Source organism: Roseobacter sp. HKCCA2468 (assembly GCF_037805105.1).
In the GTDB taxonomy this organism is placed as follows: Bacteria; Pseudomonadota; Alphaproteobacteria; order Rhodobacterales; family Rhodobacteraceae; genus M30B80.
In genome coordinates this window covers 1,137,830-1,161,962 of sequence record NZ_JBBLYN010000001.1, presented here as the reverse complement: position 1 = coordinate 1,161,962, position 24,133 = coordinate 1,137,830, and the positions used below count along the sequence as shown (strand labels likewise).

26 protein-coding genes are annotated in these 24,133 nt (G+C 56.9%); 16 read left to right on the top strand and 10 right to left on the bottom strand.

Annotated elements, in window-relative coordinates:
• Positions 1 to 229: 229 nt before the first annotated feature.
• From AAC620_RS05820 to AAC620_RS05810, 3 genes are all read right to left on the bottom strand, one after another.
• Positions 230 to 604 (bottom strand): hypothetical protein, encoded by a 375-nt coding sequence (locus AAC620_RS05820; RefSeq protein WP_340243347.1) that lies wholly within the window; start codon positions 602 to 604, stop codon positions 230 to 232.
• Between the two features lie 54 nt (positions 605 to 658).
• The gene (locus AAC620_RS05815) at positions 659 to 805 is read right to left on the bottom strand and encodes a hypothetical protein (RefSeq protein WP_317656231.1); all 147 of its coding nucleotides are present in this window, start codon (positions 803 to 805) and stop codon (positions 659 to 661) included.
• Positions 806 to 964: 159 nt separating this feature from the next.
• On the bottom strand, positions 965 to 2,497 hold the full coding sequence (locus AAC620_RS05810) for an acyl-CoA carboxylase subunit beta (RefSeq protein WP_340243345.1): 1,533 nt from the start codon (positions 2,495 to 2,497) through the stop codon (positions 965 to 967).
• A 214-nt stretch (positions 2,498 to 2,711) separates the two neighbouring features.
• On the opposite strand from AAC620_RS05810, the gene AAC620_RS05805 reads away from it, so the two are divergent.
• The 9 genes from AAC620_RS05805 to AAC620_RS05765 all read left to right on the top strand — a co-directional run bounded on the left by AAC620_RS05805 (position 2,712) and on the right by AAC620_RS05765 (position 11,234).
• A complete protein-coding gene (locus tag AAC620_RS05805) occupies positions 2,712 to 3,929 on the top strand; it encodes a multidrug effflux MFS transporter (protein ID WP_340243343.1) in 1,218 nt (405 codons plus the stop codon).
• Positions 3,930 to 4,020: 91 nt separating this feature from the next.
• Positions 4,021 to 4,806 (top strand): 5'/3'-nucleotidase SurE, encoded by a 786-nt coding sequence (gene surE, locus AAC620_RS05800; RefSeq protein ID WP_340243341.1) that lies wholly within the window; start codon positions 4,021 to 4,023, stop codon positions 4,804 to 4,806.
• A gap of 6 nt (positions 4,807 to 4,812) precedes the next feature.
• A complete protein-coding gene (locus AAC620_RS05795; RefSeq protein ID WP_340243340.1) occupies positions 4,813 to 5,454 on the top strand; it encodes a protein-L-isoaspartate(D-aspartate) O-methyltransferase in 642 nt (213 codons plus the stop codon).
• Between the two features lie 132 nt (positions 5,455 to 5,586).
• On the top strand, positions 5,587 to 6,795 hold the full coding sequence (locus AAC620_RS05790; protein ID WP_317656223.1) for a peptidoglycan DD-metalloendopeptidase family protein: 1,209 nt from the start codon (positions 5,587 to 5,589) through the stop codon (positions 6,793 to 6,795).
• A 30-nt stretch (positions 6,796 to 6,825) separates the two neighbouring features.
• On the top strand, positions 6,826 to 7,152 hold the full coding sequence (locus tag AAC620_RS05785; protein ID WP_340243338.1) for a DMT family transporter: 327 nt from the start codon (positions 6,826 to 6,828) through the stop codon (positions 7,150 to 7,152).
• Positions 7,153 to 7,262: 110 nt separating this feature from the next.
• Complete coding sequence (gene proS / locus AAC620_RS05780) at positions 7,263 to 8,618, top strand: proline--tRNA ligase (protein ID WP_340243627.1); 1,356 nt, start codon at positions 7,263 to 7,265, stop codon at positions 8,616 to 8,618.
• Positions 8,619 to 8,629: 11 nt separating this feature from the next.
• Positions 8,630 to 9,202, top strand: a complete 573-nt coding sequence (locus AAC620_RS05775; protein ID WP_340243336.1) for a peroxiredoxin — start codon at positions 8,630 to 8,632, stop codon at positions 9,200 to 9,202.
• A 33-nt stretch (positions 9,203 to 9,235) separates the two neighbouring features.
• A complete protein-coding gene (locus tag AAC620_RS05770) occupies positions 9,236 to 10,549 on the top strand; it encodes a lipoprotein-releasing ABC transporter permease subunit (RefSeq protein WP_340243335.1) in 1,314 nt (437 codons plus the stop codon).
• The gene (locus AAC620_RS05765) at positions 10,542 to 11,234 is read left to right on the top strand and encodes an ABC transporter ATP-binding protein (RefSeq protein ID WP_340243333.1); all 693 of its coding nucleotides are present in this window, start codon (positions 10,542 to 10,544) and stop codon (positions 11,232 to 11,234) included. Before AAC620_RS05770 ends, AAC620_RS05765 begins: the two co-directional genes overlap by 8 nt.
• Here the strand turns inward: AAC620_RS05765 and AAC620_RS05760 are convergent.
• Both AAC620_RS05760 and AAC620_RS05755 read right to left on the bottom strand, forming a co-directional pair.
• Entirely contained in the window at positions 11,231 to 12,148 is a 918-nt protein-coding gene (locus tag AAC620_RS05760) for an alpha/beta hydrolase (RefSeq protein ID WP_340243331.1), read from the bottom strand. The genes AAC620_RS05765 and AAC620_RS05760 overlap by 4 nt on opposite strands.
• Positions 12,145 to 12,438 carry an SCP2 sterol-binding domain-containing protein gene (locus AAC620_RS05755; protein WP_317656214.1) on the bottom strand — a complete coding sequence of 98 codons (294 nt, stop codon included), beginning with the start codon at positions 12,436 to 12,438 and terminating at the stop codon, positions 12,145 to 12,147. Before AAC620_RS05755 ends, AAC620_RS05760 begins: the two co-directional genes overlap by 4 nt.
• An 89-nt stretch (positions 12,439 to 12,527) precedes the next feature.
• Between AAC620_RS05755 and AAC620_RS05750 the strand changes: the two genes are divergently transcribed.
• From AAC620_RS05750 to AAC620_RS05730, 5 genes are all read left to right on the top strand, one after another.
• On the top strand, positions 12,528 to 13,127 hold the full coding sequence (locus AAC620_RS05750) for a tetratricopeptide repeat protein (protein WP_340243328.1): 600 nt from the start codon (positions 12,528 to 12,530) through the stop codon (positions 13,125 to 13,127).
• A 46-nt stretch (positions 13,128 to 13,173) separates the two neighbouring features.
• Positions 13,174 to 15,972, top strand: coding sequence for a helicase-related protein (locus tag AAC620_RS05745; RefSeq protein WP_340243326.1), 2,799 nt, complete (start codon positions 13,174 to 13,176; stop codon positions 15,970 to 15,972).
• Positions 15,969 to 16,343, top strand: coding sequence for an RNA-binding S4 domain-containing protein (locus tag AAC620_RS05740; protein ID WP_317656209.1), 375 nt, complete (start codon positions 15,969 to 15,971; stop codon positions 16,341 to 16,343). The genes AAC620_RS05745 and AAC620_RS05740 overlap by 4 nt, the downstream gene beginning before the upstream one ends.
• Positions 16,344 to 16,400: 57 nt before the next feature.
• A complete protein-coding gene (fdxA, locus tag AAC620_RS05735) occupies positions 16,401 to 16,736 on the top strand; it encodes a ferredoxin FdxA (protein ID WP_317656208.1) in 336 nt (111 codons plus the stop codon).
• Positions 16,737 to 17,054: 318 nt separating this feature from the next.
• A complete protein-coding gene (locus AAC620_RS05730; protein ID WP_317656207.1) occupies positions 17,055 to 17,567 on the top strand; it encodes a CarD family transcriptional regulator in 513 nt (170 codons plus the stop codon).
• Positions 17,568 to 17,624: 57 nt separating this feature from the next.
• Here AAC620_RS05730 and AAC620_RS05725 read toward each other — a convergent pair whose 3' ends face one another.
• Positions 17,625 to 18,389, bottom strand: coding sequence for an adenosylcobinamide-GDP ribazoletransferase (locus tag AAC620_RS05725; protein WP_340243322.1), 765 nt, complete (start codon positions 18,387 to 18,389; stop codon positions 17,625 to 17,627).
• Positions 18,390 to 18,476: 87 nt separating this feature from the next.
• On the opposite strand from AAC620_RS05725, the gene cobT reads away from it, so the two are divergent.
• On the top strand, positions 18,477 to 19,487 hold the full coding sequence (cobT, locus tag AAC620_RS05720) for a nicotinate-nucleotide--dimethylbenzimidazole phosphoribosyltransferase (protein ID WP_340243320.1): 1,011 nt from the start codon (positions 18,477 to 18,479) through the stop codon (positions 19,485 to 19,487).
• Here cobT and AAC620_RS05715 read toward each other — a convergent pair.
• The 4 genes from AAC620_RS05715 to AAC620_RS05700 all read right to left on the bottom strand — a co-directional run bounded on the left by AAC620_RS05715 (position 19,484) and on the right by AAC620_RS05700 (position 23,147).
• Complete coding sequence (locus AAC620_RS05715; RefSeq protein ID WP_340243318.1) at positions 19,484 to 21,454, bottom strand: cation:proton antiporter domain-containing protein; 1,971 nt, start codon at positions 21,452 to 21,454, stop codon at positions 19,484 to 19,486. The genes cobT and AAC620_RS05715 overlap by 4 nt on opposite strands.
• A 62-nt stretch (positions 21,455 to 21,516) precedes the next feature.
• Positions 21,517 to 21,972: an Lrp/AsnC family transcriptional regulator gene (locus AAC620_RS05710; protein WP_340243317.1), complete on the bottom strand. Its 456-nt coding sequence runs from the start codon at positions 21,970 to 21,972 to the stop codon at positions 21,517 to 21,519.
• An 81-nt stretch (positions 21,973 to 22,053) separates the two neighbouring features.
• Complete coding sequence (locus AAC620_RS05705) at positions 22,054 to 22,752, bottom strand: DUF1194 domain-containing protein (RefSeq protein WP_340243315.1); 699 nt, start codon at positions 22,750 to 22,752, stop codon at positions 22,054 to 22,056.
• Complete coding sequence (locus AAC620_RS05700) at positions 22,719 to 23,147, bottom strand: VOC family protein (RefSeq protein ID WP_317656198.1); 429 nt, start codon at positions 23,145 to 23,147, stop codon at positions 22,719 to 22,721. Before AAC620_RS05700 ends, AAC620_RS05705 begins: the two co-directional genes overlap by 34 nt.
• Before the next feature lie 161 nt (positions 23,148 to 23,308).
• Here AAC620_RS05700 and AAC620_RS05695 point away from each other — a divergent pair, with 161 nt between their 5' ends.
• A complete protein-coding gene (locus tag AAC620_RS05695) occupies positions 23,309 to 24,127 on the top strand; it encodes a thymidylate synthase (protein WP_340243313.1) in 819 nt (272 codons plus the stop codon).
• The last annotated feature ends 6 nt before the right edge of the window (positions 24,128 to 24,133 follow it).

Here is a 24,133-nt window from a genome sequence, read left to right as displayed (position 1 = left end):
ATCCATGTAATCCTAGAGGGTCGATGCGCGGGGCGCACCGACCCTTTCGAAGGGGAATAGATGGAACATCTTGGGGCCGTATGGGCCCCGCTGCAGCGGCTAGAATAGGAGGTAAAATCCGTTGCGTGATCAATCATATGGGCAGGCGGCTGCCGTGCTTCAAGCGGGGAAGCGGGCGCAGATTTGGCATCGGCGGCAATTTGCTGAAATCTGTCGAAGATGGGCAGATTCATGCCGATCGCCCCTCCCAAACGCCTGATCCATCAAAGGCTTCAGGGAAGGCGGCCTGTGCGCGGGCCACATCAATCCGCAAAAGCGCATCATAGCTTTCTGGATCAAATGGGTCTTCGGCGGCGATGATTTCGCGCCCTAAGAGCCATGACAGGCGACCTGCATCGAGATTTCCCCGCTCGAAAGGGGCCTCGCCAAAATAGAGCCACAACGCCTCCATGAAAGCTACATCTGCGCGGCGATCTGCGGCTTTGCGATCCGCAAAACGTTCGCGGCGCTTAAGGGGGGTGGCCCCTTCACGGCTTTCACGGCGGATGGTGAAGTGATAATCGGTGCCTGGAAGGCGCGAGGGGAAACCGCGATGTTTGATCATGGCCGCACCTCGTAAGGAGCGGCCATCGTGAACCCAAACCTATTATAACGCGGTTCAGCGGTATTTGTTGTAAACAGGCTCTGGCATGATTGGCGCAGGCTCGACATAGATGACTTCGTCTTGCACAGGCGCGCGTTGCGCACAGCCTGCAAGGCTGGCCAAACCTGCCGCAACCAGAATAATTTTGATGCTCGCTGACATCTTGCTCTCCTCAACTTTGTTATAGGCGCAAATTCGCTTCCGAATTCGCGCAACGCTTTGGCCATGAACTCATGGCTTAAGCGCATCATATACGCAGTCAAAGGAAATTCCCAATATAAATTAAACATGATTTTCATGTCCATGATGGGCCGTTCTGTCCTAGAGCGGGATATTGTCGTGCTTCTTCCATGGCATGCTGCGCTTTTTGCTGCGAAGCATGGCAAAGGCTTTGCAAACGCGCTTGCGGGTGGATTGCGGTTGGATCACCTCGTCAATGAACCCGCGCTCTGCGGCCACGAAAGGATTGGCGAACCGATCCTCATAATCTTTGGTGCGCTGCGCGATTTTTGCGGCGTCGCCCAATTCGGAACGATAGAGGATCTCGGTGGCACCTTTCGCGCCCATAACGGCCACCTCTGAGGTGGGCCACGCGTAATTGACATCGGCGCGCAGATGTTTCGAGGCCATCACGACATAAGCGCCCCCATAGGCCTTGCGGGTGATGACCGTGACTTTTGGCACGGTCGCCTCGCCATAGGCAAAGAGCAGCTTCGCGCCGTGCTTGATCACCCCGTCATATTCCTGCTTCGTGCCTGGCAGGAAGCCTGGAACATCCACCAAGGTCAGGATCGGGATCTCGAAGCAGTCACAAAAGCGCACGAAGCGGGCGGCTTTGCGGCTCGAGTCGATATCAAGAACACCCGCCAGCACCATCGGCTGATTGGCAACGACACCCACGGTCTGCCCCTCAAGGCGGATAAAGCCCGTTATAATGTTTTTCGCGAAATTTTCTTGGATCTCGTAAAAATCGCCCTCATCCGCGACCTTTTCGATCAGCTCTTTCATATCATAGGGCGTGTTGGGGTTGTCGGGGACTAGCGTATCAAGGCTCTCTTCAATCCGATTGGGCGTATCATAGAAGGGGCGGACTGGGGGTTTTTCGCGGTTGGATAGCGGAAGGAAATCAATCAATCGGCGCACTTCTGAGATGGCCTGAACGTCATCTTCAAAGGCGGCATCCGCGACCGAGCTTTTCTTGGTATGTGTTGAGGCGCCGCCCAATTCTTCGGCTGTGACGACCTCGTTGGTCACAGTTTTCACAACATCTGGCCCTGTGACGAACATGTAAGAGCTGTCTTTGACCATGAAGATAAAATCAGTCATCGCGGGGCTATAGACCGCACCGCCCGCACAGGGCCCCATGATCAAGCTGATCTGCGGAACAACGCCTGAGGCCTCAATATTGCGTTGGAAAATCTCGCCATAGGCGGCCAAGGAGGCAACCCCTTCTTGAATGCGCGCACCGCCTGAGTCGTTCATGCCGATCACAGGCGCGCCGTTTTGCATGGCCATATCCATAATTTTGCAGATTTTCTGCGCGTGGGTTTCCGATACGGAACCGCCAAGCACGGTAAAGTCTTGGCTAAACACATAGACCAAGCGGCCATTGATGGTGCCCCATCCCGTGATCACCCCATCGCCGCGTGGCTTGCTTTCGGCCATCCCAAAATCGGTGCAGCGATGGGTGATGAACATATCATATTCTTCGAAGGAGCCTTCATCGAGCAACAGTTCGATCCGTTCGCGTGCGGTCAGCTTGCCTTTGCTGTGCTGGGCATCAATGCGCTTTTGCCCGCCCCCCAAACGCGCCTCCGCGCGGCGATCCTCAAGCTGTTGCAAAATATCCTTCATCAGGCGATCCTCCTTCGTGCCGCGTCATGGGGCGGTCTCACAATTCCGTTGACCTTACGCAATCTGATGTGGTCGGGCGAGTCTTCTCTGGCATATTTGCAAATTACTTCGCTTTGCTTTTAATGATTTTGCAAATCTGCAAATATTAGAGGCGTTGCCGCCATGTGCAGATTTTGAACTAGACAGTTTAGTCAAACAGGCTTAGCGATGAGCTATGTCTCACATCCCTCCGCAGCGGTTCTTGGATCGCAGCACGGCCCCATCCATTTTCACATTGATCGTGCTCACGGGCTTGGGCGCGTTGTCGATGAATGTATTTCTGCCGTCTCTGCCGCAGATGGCCGAGTATTTCGGGGCAGAATACGGTGTGGTTCAGCTTTCTGTGGCGCTTTATTTGGGGGTGAACGCGGCCTTGCAGCTGTTGGTTGGCCCGCTCTCTGATCGCTATGGCCGCAGGCCTGTGATGCTTGTTGGGGTGGCGATTTATTGCTTGGCCAGTTTGGGGTGCCTTTGGGCGCCAGATGTCATCACGTTTTTGGTGTTTCGCATGATCCAAGCCAGCGTTGTTGTGGGTTTGGTGTTGGGACGGGCTGTGGTGCGTGACCTTTACCCTCGGGATCAAGCGGCCTCGATGATTGGGTATGTCACCATGGGTATGGCGATTGTTCCAATGGTTGGCCCCGTCATCGGCGGCGCTTTGGGGCAAGCCTTCGGATGGAAGGCCAATTTCTGGCTCTTATTCGGCGCAGGCCTCGTGATCTTGCTCTTGGCATGGGCTGATTTGGGCGAGACCGCGCGCAAGGGGGAGGGGCGCTTGCGGGATCAATTCGCGCAATACCCCACTTTGCTGCTTTCGCGCCGCTTTTGGGGCTATAGCTTATCGAGCACTTTGGCCTCCGGCGCTTTTTTTGCCTATTTGGGCGGTGCGCCCTTGGTGGGCGCGCGCATCTTCGGTCTAGAGCCTGCATTGCTTGGCCTGTTTTTTGGCGCGCCCGCTTTGGGTTATTTCTTTGGTAATTTTATATCGGGGCGCTTCTCAGTGCGCGTGGGCGTTGATCGCATGATCCTATGGGGCGCACTGATCACCGTTGCAGGTCTTAGCACGGGCTTGGGTCTGTTTTTCTTGGGCTATAAAACCGCACTGGTCTTTTTTGGCTCAATGACCTTTGTTGGCCTTGGAAATGGGATGGTGCTGCCGAATGCAACATCTGGGATGATGTCCATCCGACCTGATCTGGCGGGCACGGCTTCGGGGCTTGGTGGCTCGATTATGTTGGCGGGTGGGGCCAGCCTTTCCGCGCTTTCGGGCATCATTCTGTCTCAATCGGATCAGGCCTATCCGCTGATTTATTTGATGCTCGCTTGCGCTATTGGCGCCGCCGCTTCGGCGATCTACACGGCGCGGCGCAATCATGCGCTTCGGATCAGTTAGACGATCCTCACAGCGCAGCTCTGCCCTTGTCGTGCGCCGCCCCCTTCGCTAACAACACCCATAGAACGATAGCCGTGAAGGAGTGCGATTGATGCGAATTCTGATTACCAATGACGATGGCATCAACGCGCCGGGTCTGGCCAGCCTTTACAAAATCGCAACTGATCTCGCAGGCCCTGAAGGCGAAGTTTGGACGGTTGCCCCTGCCTTTGAGCAGTCAGGTGTCGCACATTGCATCTCCTATGTGCATCCTACGATGATCGCTGAACTTGGCCCCAAAAAATTTGCCGCTGAAGGCACGCCTGCGGATTGCGTTTTAGCGGGGCTTTACGATGTGCTGCAAGACAGCCCGCCAGATTTGGTTTTGTCTGGCATCAATCGCGGCAATAATTCTGCTGAGAACGTGCTCTACTCTGGCACGATTGGCGGTGCGATGGAGGCGGCCTTGCAGGGCTTGCCTGCAATCGCATTGTCGCAATATTTCGGGCCGCAAAATGCCCATCTTGAAAACCCGTTTGAGGCTGCCGAGGCGCATGGCGCAGATCTTTTGCGCGCGTTGTGGCAGCAGGCGCATTGGGATCAAAATGATTATCGGCTGTTTTATAACGTGAATTTCCCACCCGTTGCCGCAGCAGATGTAAAAGGGCGCCGCGTTGTTGCGCAGGGCTTTCGCCGCGAAACAAGCTTTAAAGTCGAGGCTATGATCGCCCCCAACCAGCGCCGCTTTTTGTGGATCAAGGGCGGCGCGCAAGATATGCCGACCCAGCCCGATACGGATGCCCATGCCAATTTGGCAGGTTATATCTCAATCACGCCAATGCGCGCAGATTTGACCGCCCATGATGCGCTGTCAGATTTGAAATCCCGCCTTGAGTGATCCAATATGAGCGATCTGGCCGAACGCAAAATGCAGTTTCTGTTCACCTTGCGCTCCAAGGGGATCAGCAATGCGCGTGTTTTGGCGGCTATGGAAAAAGTCGATCGCGGCATGTTTGTGCGCGGCCATTTCGCGGATCGGGCCTATGAAGATATGCCCTTGCCGATTGCCTCGGGTCAGACCATCTCGCAACCCTCCGTGGTGGGGTTGATGACCCAAGCCCTTGAGGTGAACGAACGTGATAAGGTTTTGGAAATTGGTACAGGGTCTGGATATCAGGCTGCGGTGCTGTCGCATCTGGCGCGCCGCGTCTACACGATCGACCGCCATCGCAACCTGACCCGAGCCGCGCAAGAGGTGATCACGGCGCTTGGTATTCCCAATGTCACTGTTGTGACAGGGGACGGGTGTTTTGGGATGGAGGAACAAGCCCCGTTTGATCGTATCCTCGTCACAGCCGCGGCCGAGGACCCGCCGACACCCTTATTGGCGCAGCTGAAGGTGGGCGGCATAATGGTGCTGCCTGTGGGGCAATCCGATCAGGTGCAAAGCCTGATCAAGGTTGTGCGCCATGAGGACGGGTTTGACTACGAAGAATTGATGCCTGTGCGCTTTGTCCCGCTTGTCGAAGGCTTGGCCGAGGCATAAAGCGCGCAATAACGCGGGACAAAGGGTAGAAACGACCCGCATCTTTGATATATAGTTGAGCGTAAAGAACGTGCAGCGGTGAAACCGATGCCCTCCCTCTGGCTGAGCGGCCAGAAGCTGAAAGAGCAGATGATGAAACGCAAATTTTCGGTGGCGCGCCACTTGCCTGTGACCAATATTCTCGCCTTCGGGCTGAGCGCTGCGCTGTTGTCGGGCTGCGTTGGTGCGGTCAGCGATTTAGATTTTGATTTCCGTGGAAATGCAATTTCCAACACGGATGTCAGCGCCACAGCCCCACGGCCTGAACCTGATGCGCAAGGGCTAATCACCTATCCCAATTATCAGCTTGCTGTCGCGCGGTCTGGTGACACAGTGCGCAGCGTGGCATCGCGCATCGGTATTGATGCGGACAGCTTGGCGCGGTTCAATGGCCGCACAGCGGATGATCCGCTGCGCCCGAACGAGATTTTGGCCTTGCCGCGCGATGCGCGTGTGGGCAGTGGCGGTGCGGGGCGTGACATCACGCAGATTGCAAGCTCGGCCATTGATGCAGCTGAGACACGCAGCCCGCAATCGCCCGCCGTGCAATCTGGTCAAGAGCCTGTGCGCCACCGCGTGACACGCGGGGAAACGGCCTATTCTATTGCGCGTCTTTACAACGTGTCTGTGCGCGCCTTGTCGGATTGGAACGGGCTTGGCCCCGATCTCGAGGTGCGCGAGGGGCAGTATCTCATCATTCCGTTGGCCCTTGAAACCGCCACAGGCAATATTGCCGATGGGGCGGTGCCAGGTGCCTCGACCCCACCCCCACCGCCTTCTGCAAGCCAAGCTTTGCCAGCCCCCATCACCAGCGAAACGCTGCCTGCGCAACAAAGCGCGGCGGCACCTGCAAGCAGCACTGCGCCTGCGCCGCGCCCCGCGACCCCAAGCAGCGCACCCGCACCTGCACCTGCTGCACAGCCGCAGGCAGCCGCGCCCGCAGTAGCAGATGCAGGGGGGGCTTTGTTGCGCCCCGTCTCTGGCAATATCATCCGTGCCTTCTCGGCCAGCAATGAGGGGGTTGATATCGCCTCGGCGGTTGGCACGCCCGTGCGCGCAGCCGAGGCGGGCGAAGTGGCGGCGATTACCCAAGATACGGATCAAGTGCCGATCTTGGTTTTGCGCCATGCCGATGGGTTGCTGACCGTTTACGCCAATATCCGCGACATCACCGTCTCGCGCGGGGATCGTGTCAGCCGCGGTCAAACCATTGCCGAGGTTGGGCCAGGTTCGCCGTCCTTCTTGCATTTTGAGGTGCGGCGCGGGTTCGAAGCCATCGATCCGATGCCCTTCTTTGATTAACCCGCTCTGGGGTAGAAGGCAGCTTAACCCATGCATTGGATCTATCTTACCATCGCGATATGCGCCGAAGTTGCGGGAACAAGTGCGCTCAAGGCCTCTGATGGGTTCACACGGGTTTTGCCATCTGTGGTGGTTGTGATCAGTTACGGCTTGGCCTTTGTCATGCTTTCACAGGCCTTGCGGGTTTTTGATTTGGCCGTGGCCTATGCGATTTGGTCAGGGGCAGGGATTGCCGCAATCGCACTGGTGGGCCTGTGGGTTTATGGGCAAAAACTTGACCTTGCGGGCATCATTGGGATTGGCATGATCGTGGGCGGCATTGTGGTGGTGCAGCTTTTTTCCAACAGCACACATTAGCATCTTGGCGACAGGCCCCTTGCCGCATCGCGGATGATGGCCTAAGCGGTTTTGTCAAACGTATTGCGCCTGATTGAGAGGGCGCATCACCATAATCCATGAGGATCGCTATGCGCCTGACCCGCTATTTCCTGCCCGTCCTGAAAGAAACGCCCTCCGAGGCGCAGATTGCAAGCCACCGCTTGATGCTGCGCGCAGGCATGATCAAACAGGCCAGCGCGGGGATCTATAGCTGGCTTCCTTTGGGTTATAAGGTTCTCAAGCGGATCGAGACGATCGTGCATGAAGAGCAGGTGCGCGCAGGCCATATTCCGATGTTGATGCCCACCTTGCAATCTGCCGATCTTTGGCGCGAGAGCGGACGCTATGATGATTACGGCCAAGAAATGCTGCGCATCACAGACCGCCATGGCCGCGATATGCTCTATGGCCCGACCAATGAGGAATTGATCACTGATATCTTCCGCGCCCATGTCGGCAGTTACAAGGATTTGCCGCTGACGCTCTATCATATCCAGTGGAAATTCCGCGATGAAATCCGCCCGCGTTTCGGTGTCATGCGGGGCCGCGAATTCTTGATGAAGGACGGGTATAATTTCGATCTGACCAAAGAGGATGCGCTGCACGCCTATAACCGCCATTTGGTCAGTTACCTGCGCAGCTATGAACGTATGGGGCTGCAAGCAATCCCGATGCGCGCTGATGGCGGCCCAATTGGCGGCGATTACACCCATGAATTCCTTGTTCTGGCCGAGACGGGCGAGTCTGAGGTATTCTATGACAGCGAAATCACGGATCTGCGTTTTGGTGATCGGGATATTGATTACGACAATGTCGACCAGTGCCAAAGCGTGCTGGAGGAATTCACAAGCCGCTATGCGCGCACAGATGAAACACATGATGCCGAGATTTTCGCGCAAGTGCCCGAAGCGCGCCAGCGCGTGGCGCGCGGGATTGAGGTGGGCCAGATTTTCTATTTTGGCACAAAATATTCAGAGGCAATGGGGGCTGTTGTCTCAGATCGTGATGGCAATCGTGTGCCCGTCCATATGGGCAGCCATGGCATCGGCGTGAGCCGTCTTTTGGGTGCGATCATTGAAGCCAACCATGATGATAATGGCATCATCTGGCCCGAAGGCGTGACCCCGTTCCATTGCGGGATTGTCAATCTCAAGCAGGGTGATGCTGCCGCAGATGCAGCCTGTGACGAGATTTACAGCACCCTCAGTGCCAAGGGTCTAGAGCCGCTTTATGATGATCGCGCCGAGCGGGCAGGGGGCAAATTCGCCACGATGGACTTGATCGGCCTGCCATGGCGCATCACTGTTGGCCCGCGTGGCCTTGCCAATGGTGTGGTTGAATTGACCTCGCGGCGCACGGGTGAAAGCGTTGAGATGAAGCCAGAAGATGCGATTGCGCGCTTGGTCGAGATTTACGCCCCGCATTTCGGGCATATCCAGAACTGAGGAGCGCGGCCATGTCTGCATCTGCCAAGCACGGGCTTGAGATTGATTGGTCAACCATCCCTGCGCCTGTTGATGATGGTGCGGCAGATCACTTGCGCGGTATGACCTTGCCTGATGTATCTTTGCCTGCCACTGATGGGGCGGTCGTCTCTTTGGCGGCGCTTCAGGGGCGGAGCGTGATCTTCGCCTATCCGCGCACGGGACGGCCTGATGTCGCGCTGCCAGACGGGTGGAATGACATACCCGGCGCGCGGGGTTGCACCCCCCAATCTTGCGCGTTTCGTGATCTTTACGCAGATTTGCGCGCGCTTGGGGTCGATCATCTTTTTGGCCTTTCAACCCAAGACAGCGCCTATCAGGCTGAGGCGGTTCTGCGTCTGCATTTGCCCTATGCGATGCTATCGGATCAGGGGCTTGCACTGCGCGATGCGCTGCGGCTGCCCAGTTTTGAGGTCGCGGGGGAGGTGTTGTTGAAACGCTTGACCCTGATCTGTCGCGATGGGGTGATCGAAGATGTGATCTATCCCGTGTTTCCGCCTGACGAAAACGCGAGCCAAGTTGTAGAGCGCCTTAAGAAGGCCTAAATCAGGGCAAGGAAGCCCAGCGAAGGAGTGGTCATGACCACCGCTGCCACCGCCAACCCTGCACCGCGTTCCCCGCGCCCGTTTGCGCGGTTTGAATTTATGATCGCCTTGCGCTACCTGCGCGCCCGCCGTGCTGAGGGGGGCGTGTCCGCGATGACATGGATCAGCTTTCTTGGCATCGCTTTGGCCGTGGCGGCGCTGATTGCGACCCTCTCGGTGCGGGCGGGGTTTCGACATGAATTTGTTGGCACGATTTTGGGCGCGAACCCGCATATTTCAGTCTATGGTGCGCCCAATTACAGCGCAACAGGCGCGATGAGCCGTGAGATTTCAGATTACACAGATATTGCTTCGGCAATTGCAACGCTAGATGGCGTGGCCCATGTGGCCCCGGTGGTGACGGGGCAGGTCATGGCCGCCGCTTTTGGCCGCAATGCAGGCGTTGAGGTTGTGGGGATCACAGGCGCAGATTTGCGCAGTCTGCCCCTTGTCGCGGACCCTGAACGCGCCTGGGGCAATCTGGATCAATTTGATCAAGGTGTCGCCATCGGCTCGGGCGTGGCGCGGGAATTGGGGGTGGTGGTTGGAGATCAAATCCGCCTGATTTCGCCCGATGGCGCGCGCACTGCTTTTGGCACAAGCCCGCGCATTGTGAATGCTGAAGTGGTCTATATTTTCCAAGTGGGCCGTTTCGATATCGACCGTGTGCGGGTCTATATGCCACTTGATCAAGCGCAGCCCTATTTTAACCGCGAAGGTCTGGTTGATCGCATCGATGTGATGCTGGACGACCCCGAACAAGCAAACGCGGCCGTGACCCCTGTGCTAGGTGCAGCGGGGCCCATGGCCACAGCGTGGACGTGGGAAGACAGTTCTGGCGCCTTTTTGCAAGCGTTGCAAATGGAGGACAATGTGATGTTCATCATCTTGTCGATCCTCGTGATGATTGCCACGCTCAATATTGTTTCGGGCCTTATCATGTTGGTTAAAAACAAGGGGCGCGATATTGGGATTTTGCGAACAGTTGGCCTCACGCAAGGGGCGATTTTGCGCGTCTTTTTCATTTGCGGGGCCTCTGTAGGGGTGGCGGGAACGCTATGTGGCGTGGCCCTTGGCTCGGCCTTTGCGATTTATATTGATCCCATTTTTGCTGCCGTGAATTGGATGGCAGGGGGCGGGGTCTGGGATCCTTCGGTTCGATATCTGTCGCAATTGCCTGCCCGATTGGAGATGGGCGATATTCTTTCCGCCATGTCCCTGTCGCTTGGGTTGTCATTTTTGGTGACGATTTTCCCTGCGCGCCGTGCGGCGCGAATGAACCCTGTGGAGGCACTGCGTTATGAGTGATCAGCCTGTGCTGCGCCTTGAGGGGGTGGAAAAGTCCTATAACCTTGGTCGCCCCAATGAGACGCGTGTTCTGTCGGGTGCGGATCTGCGCATTCATGCAGGCGAGATTGTTGGGCTCATTGCGCCGTCAGGCGCTGGTAAATCCACGCTTTTGCATATCGCGGGCCTGCTTGATACGCCTGACGCGGGGCAGGTTGATCTCTGCGGTCAGGCCATGGCGCGCGCGACTGATGCGGCGCGCAGTGCCGCGCGGTGCCGCGATCTGGGGTTTGTGTATCAATTTCACCATCTCTTGCCTGAATTCAGCGCGCTTGAGAATATCGTGCTGCCACAATTGGCCCTTGGCCATGGTGAGGGGGCCGCGCGGGAACGCGCCGCCGCCTTGCTTGATCGTGTTGGCCTCTCTCAAAGGGCGCAGCATCGTCCCGCCCAAATGTCGGGAGGCGAGCAGCAACGCGTGGCAATTTGCCGTGCTTTGGCCAATGCACCACGGATGCTTTTGGCGGATGAGCCAACTGGCAATCTTGATCCTGATACGGCGGATATGGTGTTTGATATGCTGCTTGATCTCGTGCGCGCCTCCAACATGGCCGCGCTTGTGGCCACTCATAACCACGCCTTGGCTGCGCGCATGGATCGGGTGGTGGTGTTATCCCAAGGGCAGATTGCCCCGCATCGCCCTTAAGGGGCAACGCGCCCCAAAATCTGGGCTATGGCGCGCAAGGCTTGATCGCGCAGGGGATCTGTTTCCATCAACACCTCATGCGCGGCGCCTTCAATTTCAAGAAACTGACCATCAGGCCATGTTGCCATGATCTCTGCAATTCTCTCGCGCGAGACCACGCGCTCATCCGTGCCGACAAAGCCAAGGGTCGGAACACCTTTTGGCGCAGGCAGTGCGGCAAGGGCCTGACACTCGGCCAAGGCATGATAGACCCATGAAATGGATGGCCCCCCAAGGGTCAGCAGCGGGTCTGCCTTAGCTTGTTCCTTCATCCAATCGAGACGCGCCGGATCATGGGTTAGGGGATTGCCTTCCAAATCCATCGGCTCATGCGGGCCTTGCGTGGGCGCGTAGCGCGCGGCAAGGCCAATCGGCTTGGCGATGAAATAGGCGAGCTTTGCCAAGATCCGCAAGACGGGGCGCAGTTGAATGTCCCACATTGGCGCTGAGAACACCGCAGCCGCCGGGCGGAACCCGTTGTGAAGGGCGCGCAGGCCGATAGCGCCGCCCATAGAATGGGCGAACATGACCCATGGCTTGGGTAAATCGCAACGCGTGCAATAGTCAACAAACGCATCCACATCGCGTTGATATTCGGAAAAATCACCCACATGACCGATTTGTGGATCTTCTAGCAACCGCGCCGAAAGGCCTTGACCCCGCCAATCAAGCGAGGCCATCCCCCATCCAAGCGCGGCAAAAGTTTGGGCCGCATCCGTGTATTTCTCAAGGAATTCGGTGCGCCCCGTGAACAAAAGAATTGTTCCCTTTTGCCCCTTCGGCCAATGGCCCGCCCGTAGGCGTTTGCCGTCTGCGGCGGTGATCCAACGTATATCCTCGGGCCGATCTGCGCCGTAAAACGGGGGAGGTGTCACGCCAGAACCCCACCAAGGCGCATGGCGGCACTCATATCGCCCTCAAGTTTAAGTTTGCCTGACATAAATGCCATGGCGGGGTTTAATCGCCCTGCGAGGATGTCTTGGAACACCTCTGATGATGCACGCATGGTCACATCGGCAGGTTCAGCCTCGTCACTGGGGCGCACGTCTGCGCCTTGGATAATCACGCAGCCTGCCCCCTCGATCACGAATTTTGCCGCGCCATCGTAAGGTTTGACCAGTTTTTTGGCGATTGCATCCACGGCTGCGGCAATCAAATCGGACATTGGAATTTCTCTTTCATAACGCGGCCTCACCGCAAGGATTTTGAAAATCAGGACTGGATGTCCCGTGATTGGCTGCTAACTTCTCACCTATGATGTGGCTATTTCGGATCAGCTTCAACATCCTGATCGCGGTATTTTCAATAAATACGGCCCTCTGCGGTGCTGCCCTCGCACAATCTGCCCCTGCTGCACCCAGTGAGGAGGCTGCATCCGATGCAAGGCTCGCCTCGCTGTTGAGCGAGTTGCAAAGCCCCGTTTTGCCCGATTGGGAACGGGTCGAAGCCGAAATCCTAAACCTTTGGTCGCGCTCGGGCTCTCCCGCGATGGATTTGTTGCTGCGCCGTGGCAGGCAGGCCATGGCGCGGGGGGATTATTCCGCTGCATTGACCCATTTGACGGCCTTGACCGATCATGCGCCTGAATTTGCGGAAGGCTGGAACGCGCGCGCGACCCTATTTTATGAAATGGGCGATTATGGCCCAAGCCTTGATGATATCGCGCGCACTTTGGCCCTGAACCCCAATCATTTTGGGGCGCTCACGGGATTGGGCATGATCATGGAGCAGGTGGAGGCCTATTCCCATGCTTTGGACGCTTTTCGTGCCGCGCGCGCTATACATCCGCATCGCCCCGACCTAGAACAGGCGGTGGAGCGGCTGGAGCGCCAGCTTGAAGGAATCAGCCTCTAGGCAAGAGGCGGGCAGGGCTCTGCCTAAAACGGGCAAGATGGGCGGCATGACGGGCACATTGATGGGCCAAGGGCGGATCGCTGCCGTATTAGGCCCCACCAATACGGGCAAAACCCATTACGCCATCGAGAGGATGTTGGCGCATCGCACTGGCGTGATTGGCCTGCCTTTGCGCCTCTTGGCGCGCGAAGTCTATGATCGCATCGTGGCCATACGCGGCCCTTCCGTGGTCGCGCTGATCACGGGTGAGGAGCGCATAATCCCTGACCGCGTGCAATATTGGGTCTGCACAGTCGAGGCGATGCCCACAAATCACGCATGCGATTTTTTGGCTGTGGATGAAATCCAACTTTGTGCTGATCCAGAGCGGGGCCATGTCTTTACCGATCGCTTGCTTCACGCGCGGGGCCTGCATGAGACGTTGTTTCTGGGCGCAGATACGATGCGGGGCGCAATCGCGGCGCTTGTGCCGAAGGCGCAATTCCTGAGCCGAGAACGCTTTTCTGAACTGACCTATACTGGTTCAAAGAAACTGTCGCGTATGTCGCCGCGCTCGGCCATTGTCGGGTTTTCGGTTGAAAACGTCTATGCCATTGCCGAGCTTTTGCGCCGCCAAAAGGGCGGTGCTGCGGTTGTGATGGGTGCGCTTAGCCCGCGCACACGCAATGCACAGGTCGATTTGTATCAAAACGGCGATGTTGAATTTCTGGTGGCGACCGATGCCATTGGCATGGGGCTTAATCTGGATATCAAGCACGTGGCCTTTTCGGGTCTGCGCAAATTTGATGGCCGCAAGATGCGCGATTTGGCCCCGAATGAATTGGGCCAGATCGCGGGTCGCGCGGGCCGTCATACTTTGCCAGGCACATTTGGTGTCACGGGCGAGGCAAGCCCATTAGATGATGAAGTGGCCAAAGCCATCACCGAGCATCGTTTTGCCCCTATCCGCAAATTGCAATGGCGCAACAGTCGCCTGTCATTTGGATCAATTTCGCGTCTTTTGATGTCTTTAGAGGCGCAAACCGACAATGAATGGCTGACGCGGGCGCGTGCAGCCGATGATGTTATCGCGCTGCGGACGCTTTCGGAACGGGCCGATGTGACCCATCGGATCAGAGATGCCCAAGATGTGCGGCTTTTGTGGGATGTATGCTGTATCCCTGATTTTCGGGGGATTAGCCCCGCTGAGCATAGCAGCCTCTTAGCGGGTATCTTTCAATATTTGCATGAATTGGGCCGAGTGCCTGATGATTGGCTTGCGCGGCAGGTAAAGCGGATTGATCGGCAAGATGGCGACATTGACACATTATCGAAACGCTTGGCTTATATCCGCACATGGACATTTGTCGCACAACGTGCTGCTTGGGTGGATGATGTCGCGTATTGGCGCGAGGAAACCCGTGCGGTAGAAGACCGCTTGTCAGATGCGCTCCATGAGCGACTGACCCAAAGATTTGTCGATCGGCGCACATCGGTTTTGATGCGGCGATTGAAACAGAAGGAGAGCCTTGTGGCCGAAGTGAATGAAAACGGGGAAGTCACCGTAGAGGGCCAATTCATTGGTCGTTTGGACGGGTTCCGCTTCCGCCAAGATAGTGCCGCCACCCCTGATGAGGCGAAAACTTTGCGCCAAGCCGCCGTGGCTGCCCTCAAGCCCGAGCTGCATCTGCGCGCAGATCGTCTGTATAATGCGCCCGACACGGAATTTGACTTCACCGAGCAAGGTGGGCTGATGTGGGGCCAATCGGCGGTTGGCAAACTCACCCTTGGCAGTGACGCAACACGCCCCGTGGCTGAGGCCTTTGTGGACGAGGATGCTGGCCCTGAGGTTATCCAGAAAGTGCAGCGGCGCTTGCAGCATTTTATTGATCGCAAAATTGCGGCCCTGTTTGAGCCTATGTTGGCGATGCAAAAAGATGAGGGCATCACGGGGCTTGCGCGCGGTTTTGCCTTCCGCCTGTCTGAGGCCATGGGTATCTTGCCGCGCAGCGATGTCGCAGAAGATGTCAAAGCCCTTGATCAAGAGGCACGCGCGCTCTTGCGCAAACATGGGGTGCGCTTTGGTCAGTTCACCGTGTTCATGCCTGCCTTGCTAAAACCCGCGCCGACACGGCTGCGCTTGGTTCTATGGGCGTTGGCGGGCAAGTTGGATCAATTCCCCGAAAGCCCCCCTCCGGGGCTCGTGACAATTCTCAATGACGCAGAAGCGCCAGAGGGGTATTTCACAATGTCAGGTTACCGTCCCGCTGGCACGCGTGCGATCCGTATTGATATGCTTGAACGTCTCGCTGACATGCTGCGCAAGGAAGACAGCCGCGCAGGGTTCGAGGGCAATGCAGATATGCTGTCCATCACGGGCCTCACGCTGGAGCAATTCGCGGATTTGATGACAGGTCTTGGCTATCGCGCTGAGAGGGGCGAACGGGTGAAGGTTAAGGCGGTGGTTGATGCCCCCGCCGAGATCGTAGCGCCTGATGCCGCCACGGATGCGGAACCCAGTGAAACCACCCCTGAGCCAACCGCCGAAGTGCCACAGGTGGCAGATGCTGCTGCACCCGATGCCCCAGAAGATGCCCCAGAGATGGAAGTTTTCTATAACTTCAAATGGGCGCCACCACGGCGGGATCGTAAACCAAACCCGCGCCGCGAAGGTGCGGGTGAGGCGGATGGATCAGGACGGCCTCCGCGCAAAGGTGGAAAGCCGCAGCGCGGGCCCAAAGGGAAGGGTCAGGGCGGCAAGCCCGAGGCCGCGCGCAGTTTCAGCGCCAAGCCTGAGAAAAAAGATCGCATTGATCCCGATAACCCATTTGCGCAGGCCTTGATGGGTCTGAAGGAGAAAGGTTGACCCAACCCCGCCCGACCTTGCGGATTGATAAATGGCTATGGCACGCGCGGTTCTTCAAAACCCGCAGCCTCGCTACCCGTATTGTTGAGGAGGGGGCGGTGCGGGTGAACAGCGCGCGGGTTACCAAACCCGCAACTGCCATCGGCGCGGGGGACGTTCTGACCTTCGCTCAAGGCCAGACGGTGCGCGTGGTGCGGGTTATATCCTTGCCCGTCCGCCGCGGCCCCGCCTCGGAGGCGCAGGCCTGTTATGCCGATTTGAGCGAGATCAAAGAAACTGTTCCAGAAAAGCCCCAGATGGAGGGACATGGACGCCCCTCAAAACGCGAAAGGCGACAGGCTATTTCTTTGCGCCAAGGGGTGCTTGAATGATGCGCGACAGGGCAGTAAACCCATGCCGCATGATCTTTTGAAAAGAGTGATGACCCTATGACCTATGTCGTGACCGACAATTGCATTGCCTGCAAATATACAGACTGCGTTGAGGTATGCCCCGTGGATTGCTTCTACGAGGGCGAGAATATGTTGGTCATCCATCCAGACGAATGCATCGATTGTGGCGTCTGCGAGCCTGAATGCCCTGCCGATGCGATCCGGCCCGACACTGAGCCAGATATGGAGCAGTGGGTTGAGTTTAACCGCAAATGGTCAGAAGCATGGCCTGTGATCATCACCAAGAAAGACCCACTGCCCGAGGCAGAGGAGATGGATGGCAAGCCTGGCAAAATGGATCTCTTTTCCGAAAAGCCCGGTGAAGGTGGTTAAATAGCAAACAACGGCGCGGCGATTCTGGCACCGATTCGCCTGTGTTCTGTTTGTGCTGGCCTTTATTTGTGCGCAGTTTTATCTGAAAAAATAGGGATACGGGCGCAGGTCTGCTGCGCCAACTTTGAATCAGCGTAATTTTGTGTTACATTGCTGTTGCAAACTTTTTTGGAATCACTGCCCAAACCAACATATTCACGGGCTTAGGCCATCGCCTCACATTCCGTAACAATCGCCAATGTAGAAAAGCAGCTCTTTTCTGCATGCGGTTTTTTCGGCTGATTGCCGTGGGTGGCCCGTGCAAAGGAAACACTGCTTATGAGCAAGTCGCGTAAATCGCAAGAATTCAGCCCCAATGATTATGTGGTCTATCCCGCCCATGGTGTGGGTCAGATCATCTCGATTGAAGAGCAAGAGATTGCTGGCATCAATCTGGAGCTGTTCGTGATCTCGTTTGAAAAAGACAAAATGACCCTGCGGGTGCCAACCGCAAAGGCCACTGAGGTCGGGATGCGCTCGCTGTCGAGCCCCGATGTCGTGTCCAAGGCGCTAGATACGCTGAAGGGTAAGGCGCGGGTGAAGCGGGCCATGTGGTCGCGCCGTGCGCAAGAATATGAGCAAAAGATCAATTCTGGCGATTTGATCGCAATTGCCGAAGTGGTGCGCGATTTGCATCGTGCGGATGACCAGCGTGAGCAAAGCTATTCTGAGCGTCAGCTGTATGAGGCGGCGCTCGAGCGTTTGACCCGCGAGTTGGCCGCCGTGCAAGGCATGGATGAGCGCGGCGCGCAGCAGCGCGTGGATGAGGTTTTGACCGCCCGCGCGGCCTAAGCCATTTCTTGAAACATTCGATGCGCCGCGTGAAGGGATCTTCGCGCGGCGTTTTCGTTATAAGACAGATGCAAGTGTCGCCAAGGCGACAATTTCGGTGATCTGTTGGCTTGCCCCCAACACATCCCCCGTTTGCCCGCCGATTTTGGCCTTAGCCAGCAGACCAAGGCCAAATGCCGCCAAGGCCGCAACGCCAATTACCAAGAGGCCCGAAAGCGGCTCGATGAGGCCCAATGTTATCAGGCAGGCAAGAATAGCTGCGCCGCCCGTGGTGACGTTAGACGGGGTTCCCACGCTGCGCGACAGGCCCGCGGCGCGGGGGTTGGGCAAAAAGCGCATCAGCACGACCATGGGCGCGCGGCTCAATGCGGCGATGGCAATCAGGGCAAGGGGGGCTTGAGGTAAAACCGTGATAATTAGGCTTGCGCGAAGCAGCAGCGATAAGGTCAGGGCAATGACGCCGTATACGCCCACATGACTGTCTTTCATGATGGTCAGGCGATCTTCCACACTCCATCCGCCCCAAAACCCATCAGCCACATCCGAGAGACCGTCCTCATGCATTGCGCCTGTGCTAAGGATGAGGGCCGCAAGCGCGATTATGCCTGCAACGCTAAGCGGCAGGCCCAGCCCCAAAGCCGCACCGCCAAGCCCCATCCCAATCGCGCCGATAGCCGCGCCCACAAGCGGATAGGCCCATGCGGCCTCTGCGCCGCGCGTGTAATCGGGTTTGAAGGGCAGGGAAAGGCGGCTCAAAAGCGCAAAGGCAACGGCGATATCGCCTAGTTTTGGTCGGTTTCCATGCAGAAAGTTATGGGTCATTCTTGCGATGTTCCTGTTGTCCCCACCATTGTCTATCGGATAGGGGAGGCAGCACGCAATCCTTTGATCTGGTGGACAAAGCTCGTCATGCAATTTGAGACCCTTTCCGATATTCACGCGGCCCTTGCGGCAGCCCCCAAACCTGATGCAACCGCGTTGGAGGCTGCCGAGTTGCGCAACGGCCAATTGACCAAGCCGCCTGCCGCTTTGGGGCGGCTTGAGGAGGTGGCAATCTGGTATTGCGGGTGGCGCGGCAATGCGCGCGCGCAAATTGACGCCCCACAGGTCATTGTCTTTGCAGGGAACCACGGGATCACAGCTCAGGGTGTCAGTGCCTTTCCCGCTGAGGTCACAGTGCAAATGGTTGCTAATTTCGAGGCAGGTGGGGCAGCGATCAATCAACTGTCCAAGCTTTCTGGCGCGAAGATGGATGTTCATGCGCTTGATCTGGAACAGCCAACCGCAGATTTCACGCAAGGCCCTGCAATGGATGAGGCCGCATTTTTGGCTGCGTTCTCAACAGGCTGGGGGGCGGTTGATCCAACCTCTGACCTTTTGGTGGTGGGAGAAATGGGGATAGGCAACACCACTGCGGCTGCGGCGATGGCCTGCGCGCTGTTTGGTGGCACTGGGGGCGATTGGGTTGGTCGCGGCACGGGTGTGGATGATGCGGGCCTTGCGCGCAAGGCGGATGTGGTGGCGCGGGGGATTGCCGCGAACCCTGAGGCGCGGAGCGATCCGTTGACGGCTTTGCGATGCTTGGGCGGGCGCGAGATTGTTGCCATGGCGGGCGCGCTTGCTGCGGCGCGCGCAAACTGCATCCCTGTTATCCTTGATGGATTTATCTGCACTGCGGCGGCCGCCTGTTTGGAACAGGCCCGAAAGGGTGCATTGGATCATTGTGTGGCAGGCCATCTTTCGGCTGAGGGGGGGCATCGCAAATTGCTGGACGCGATTGGCAAAGAGCCTTTGCTGAACCTTGGGTTGCGTCTTGGTGAAGGCAGCGGGGCCGCCTTGGCCATTCAAATTCTTAAAGGGGCGCTTGCCTGCCACTCAGGCATGGCGAGCTTTGCTGAAGCTGGCGTCAGCGCGGGTTAAGAGGCATCCCGCGCACCGCCACGTGACAGCTTGCCCGAAAGTGCGCTGGCATCACCGCGCGCGCGGCGGCGATCTGTCGGGCCTTCCCCCTTGGCGTTCTCGCGCGTGGCTTCGTCTAATGCGCTGAGCAGCGCCGCCTCAAGGTTCGCGTTCAATTCGCGCGCGCGTTCCATATAGGCGGGGTTCTCGGCAATCGGCACGCCTGGTTTCCACAGTTCCGCCAAATCGCGCAGATTTTGGCGGTCATGGCGGTAAAAGGCCACCTCCATTTCATGGGCCTCGTAATCAGACAGGCCCATATCCTCAAGCACATAGCGCGCGGCCCGCAGTGAGCTGTCGAACATCTCGCGCACGATATGATCTGCACCTGCCTTATAAAGTTCGTAGACATGCAGCCGATCATGCGCCCGTGCGGTGATATGGAGATCTGGCCTGATGCGGCGCGCATAGGTGACAAGACGCACCGCGCTTTCCTTGTTGTCGACCGCAACGACAAGAACCTTGGCCTCTTCTAACCCTGCCGCGGTCAAGAGTTCGGGGCGGGTCGGGTCACCGAAAAACGCCTTGAAGCCAAAGCCGCGCATCAGCTGGATGACCGATAAATCGGCATCGAGCACCACCGTCTTAAACCCTGCGCCTTGGACAACACGGTTGACCACCTGCCCAAACCGCCCCACGCCTGCGATGATGATGGGCGCGGTTTCCCCGATTTCATCGGCCTCTGGGGCGGTGCCTGTATCGGCCAAACGATGGGCGAGCCGATCATAGAGGATGAAGGCCAAAGGTGTCAGCAGCATGGACAGCGCCACAACCAGCAATAGCATTTGACCGGTCGCATCGGTCATCACCGATTGCTGAACAGAGAATGAGATCAAAACAAAGCCAAACTCGCCCGCTTGTGCAAGGCCAAGCGTAAAGAGGGACAGGTCTTTTTTCCGCATTCCAAAGGCAAAGCCGATAGCCAAAAGGATCACGCCTTTGAGGGCCATCATTCCCAAGGTCAGACCCAAGATTGTCAGGGGCGCTGAAAATAGCGTTCCGAAATTTATACCTGCGCCCACTGTGATGAAGAACAGCCCCAAGAGCAGGCCTTTGAACGGGGCGATATCGGCCTCTAATTCATGGCGGAATTCGGAATTGGCAAGGACAACGCCCGCAATAAACGCCCCAAGCGCGGGCGAAAGCCCCACCAAGATCATCAGGGCTGCGATTCCAACAACGATCACGAGGGCCACCGCGGTATAGACCTCGCGCAAGCGTGCCATGTGGATAAAGCGGAACAGGGGGCGGGATAGGAAATGCCCCGCAAGGATCACAAGCGCGATGGCGGCAATTGTGACCAGCGTCACCCCCCATCCCGGCAATCCTTCGACCAGTGAGAAGGAATGGGCCCCATGATCCGCCGTATCGGTGGCGCGTTGGATCGAGCCGTCTTGCGCGAAACTTAAACTGCCCGACACGGCCAAAAGGGGAAGGAACGCCAACATCGGAATGACTGCAATATCTTGGGTCATAAGCACAGAAAACGCGCCGCGGCCGCCGTTGGTTTTCATCAGTCCCTTTTCGCTGAGCGTCTGTAGCACAATCGCGGTCGAAGACAGGGCCAAGATCATCCCTGTTGCCAAGGCCAATTGCCATTGCAAGCCAAAGAGCAGCGCGACCCCTGCAAGCGCGAAGGTTGTCAAAACAACCTGCGCCCCGCCCAAACCAATCAAGCGTTGCCGCATATCCCAAAGATTGCGCGGCTCTAGCTCTAAACCGATCAGAAACAGCATCAGCACCACGCCAAATTCGGCGTAATGTTGAAGATCATCTGTGTCCGAGCCGATATACCCAATCAATGGGCCAATCGCGATGCCAGCAAGCAAATACCCCAAGACCGATCCCAGACCAAACCGTACGGTCAGGGGCACAGCGATCACCATCGCAGAAAGATAGATTGTCGCCTGTAAAAGCAGGCTTTCCATCGGCCTGTCCTTTGCGTGGGGGAGGTTGCGTTCGTCTTGAGTGCAACTTTGACACGAGTGGATCAGAGCGGCAAGGCACTGTCTGGCTTGATTTGCGCCATCACGATCTCGGTGTGCAGTTTCTCGACCATCGGATGGGGTAAGATGATGGTATCAATGAGTTCGCGTAGGGCGTCTAGATCGCTGCACCAAATGCGCAGGATTGTGTTTGCAGAGCCTGTGACATCAAAAGCTGAAACGATTTCAGGGGTGCTGTGCAGCAATCGCTTGAAATCATCCATCAAGGCAGGATCATGGGCGCTGCGGGTGAGTGTCAAAAACGCCTGCACGGAGAGGCCGCAGGCCTCTGGTGCAATATCTATGCTGACCGCGCGCAGCACGCCTGTTTGTTCTAGCTTTTGTCGCCGCCGCCCTGCTTGAGAGGTCGAAAGACCAAGATGCCGCCCCATCTCCTGCGCCGTCATTGCGCCATTTTGTTGCAAGGCACGCAATAAGCGGCGGTCAGTTCGATCAAGCATGCGCAAATCACCCAAGATATACTCAAAACTTACACATAATTTGCATAAATTTAGGGGCTTTCCAAGTCTTTTGCGCGCGGATTAAAGGCCGCCCAACATCATGGGGCGCAATTCGCGTTCGAGTTTGCGCAACATGGCGGCTTCAAAATCTTGGTAATCGCGCGCCTGTTCGATAAAGGCACCCGGCCCGCGCAGGATTTCGCGTTGGTAATATTCGACAATATCAACCGCCGCGCCCCCTATCGCCAACCCGTTCACAGTGACGCTGTCAAAGGGGAAATGGGCAAAAGCGTGGCTTGGTTGAAATCCCTCGTTGTTTTCACCATCCCCAGAGATGTCGAGCGTATAAAAATCACAGGCAGGTGCGGCCGCTAATTGCGTGGCTCCAAAGCCAAGCGCGTATCCAAGTGCGGTTGGAAATTCATCATCCCCGCGCGGCGCGGCTACAATTTCGGCAGCAACAGCGGTGAGGGTTGTTGGGGTGTCGAGGATCGTCCAGTCAACCAAAACCTGCTGTTGCCTTCGTCCTGACCACTCATACACCAAGAGGGCCACAGGTGCCGCGCCGTCAAACAGTGCGGTCATTACGACTGGGCTTGTCAACGCATTGGCAAGACCCGCGCGCATCAGCCTGTGTTCATCACTGTCAACCGATGCCGATGCATCCAACCCAAGGGCCAAGGCCAAGCGGCAAGCTGTGGCCGATTGGGGCAGCAGCAAAGCCACCCCAATTATGAGGGCGGCCCTCACCAATGCCCGATATTTGGCATCGAAGCCCATGGTTCAGCGGGCTCTTGTGCTGCCCCTTTTTGAAGCAATTCGACCGAGATATTATCGGGTGAACGCACAAAGGCCATACGACCATCACGCGGGGGGCGATTGATTGTCACGCCATGATCCATCAAGTGCTGACACATCGCGTAGATATCATCCACCTCATAGGCGAGATGCCCGAAATGGCGGCTATCTGATGGCAGCCCATCATCGCCATCCCAGTTATAGGTCAGTTCAACGGGACATTCTTCTTGGCCTTCAGGGGCCATGAAGATCAGGCTGAAGCGCCCGCTTTCATAATCAGAGCGCCGCGTCTCCTTTAGGCCTAAAAGCGCAAAGAATTTTTGGGTTGCTTCAAGGTCTTTGACGCGCACCATTGTGTGAAGATATCGGATTGCCACGGCTGTCTCCCTCGTGAAATTTCGCGTTGCTTCAAGCTTAGCGTGAAATTTGCAGAATTACAGGGGGCGGGGGCAAGAAATGCCCCACCCGATATTGCGGTTTGTGCTAAAATCGTTTCAATATATAGCGTAACGATGGCCCAACCTGTGGATGTGTGGCGATGCAGCAATATCATGACCAATTGGCGCTGATCCTTGAAAAGGGCGTGGATACAACCGACCGCACAGGCACGGGCACGCGCAGCTATTTCGGCCTGCAAGCGCGCTACGATTTGAGCGAAACTTTCCCGCTCATCACAACCAAAAAGCTGCATCTGAAATCCATTATTCACGAGTTGTTATGGTTCCTCGCGGGCGACACGAATATCGGCTATCTCAAAGAAAATGGCGTTTCCATCTGGGATGAATGGGCCGATGAAAAGGGCGATCTTGGCCCTGTTTACGGCCACCAATGGCGACATTTCCCAAAGGTTGCGCGTGGCGCAGATGGCGCCGTGTCGATTGGATCGGTTGATCAGATTTCGAATTTGGTTGAGATGATCAAACGCACGCCTGACAGCCGCCGCCTGATTGTGTCTGCTTGGAACCCGGGCGAGGTGGATCAAATGGCCCTGCCGCCCTGCCATACGCTGTGGCAGGTGAAAATCTTGAACGGGCGGCTGAGCCTGCAGCTTTATCAGCGTTCGGCAGATATGTTTTTAGGGGTTCCGTTTAACATTGCCTCTTATGCCTTGCTTGCGGTGATGCTGGCCCACGTCACGGGCTATAAGCCTGGTGAATTTGTGCATTCCATTGGGGATGGTCACATCTATTCGAACCATATGGATCAAGTCAAAGAACAGCTGTCGCGCGACAGTCGCCCTGCGCCGACCTTGCGGCTTGCGCGCGATGTCGAGTCGATTTTCGATTTCCGCTACGATGATTTTATCATCGAAGGGTATGATCCCCATCCCGCCATCAAAGCGCCTGTGGCGGTTTAGGGAGGC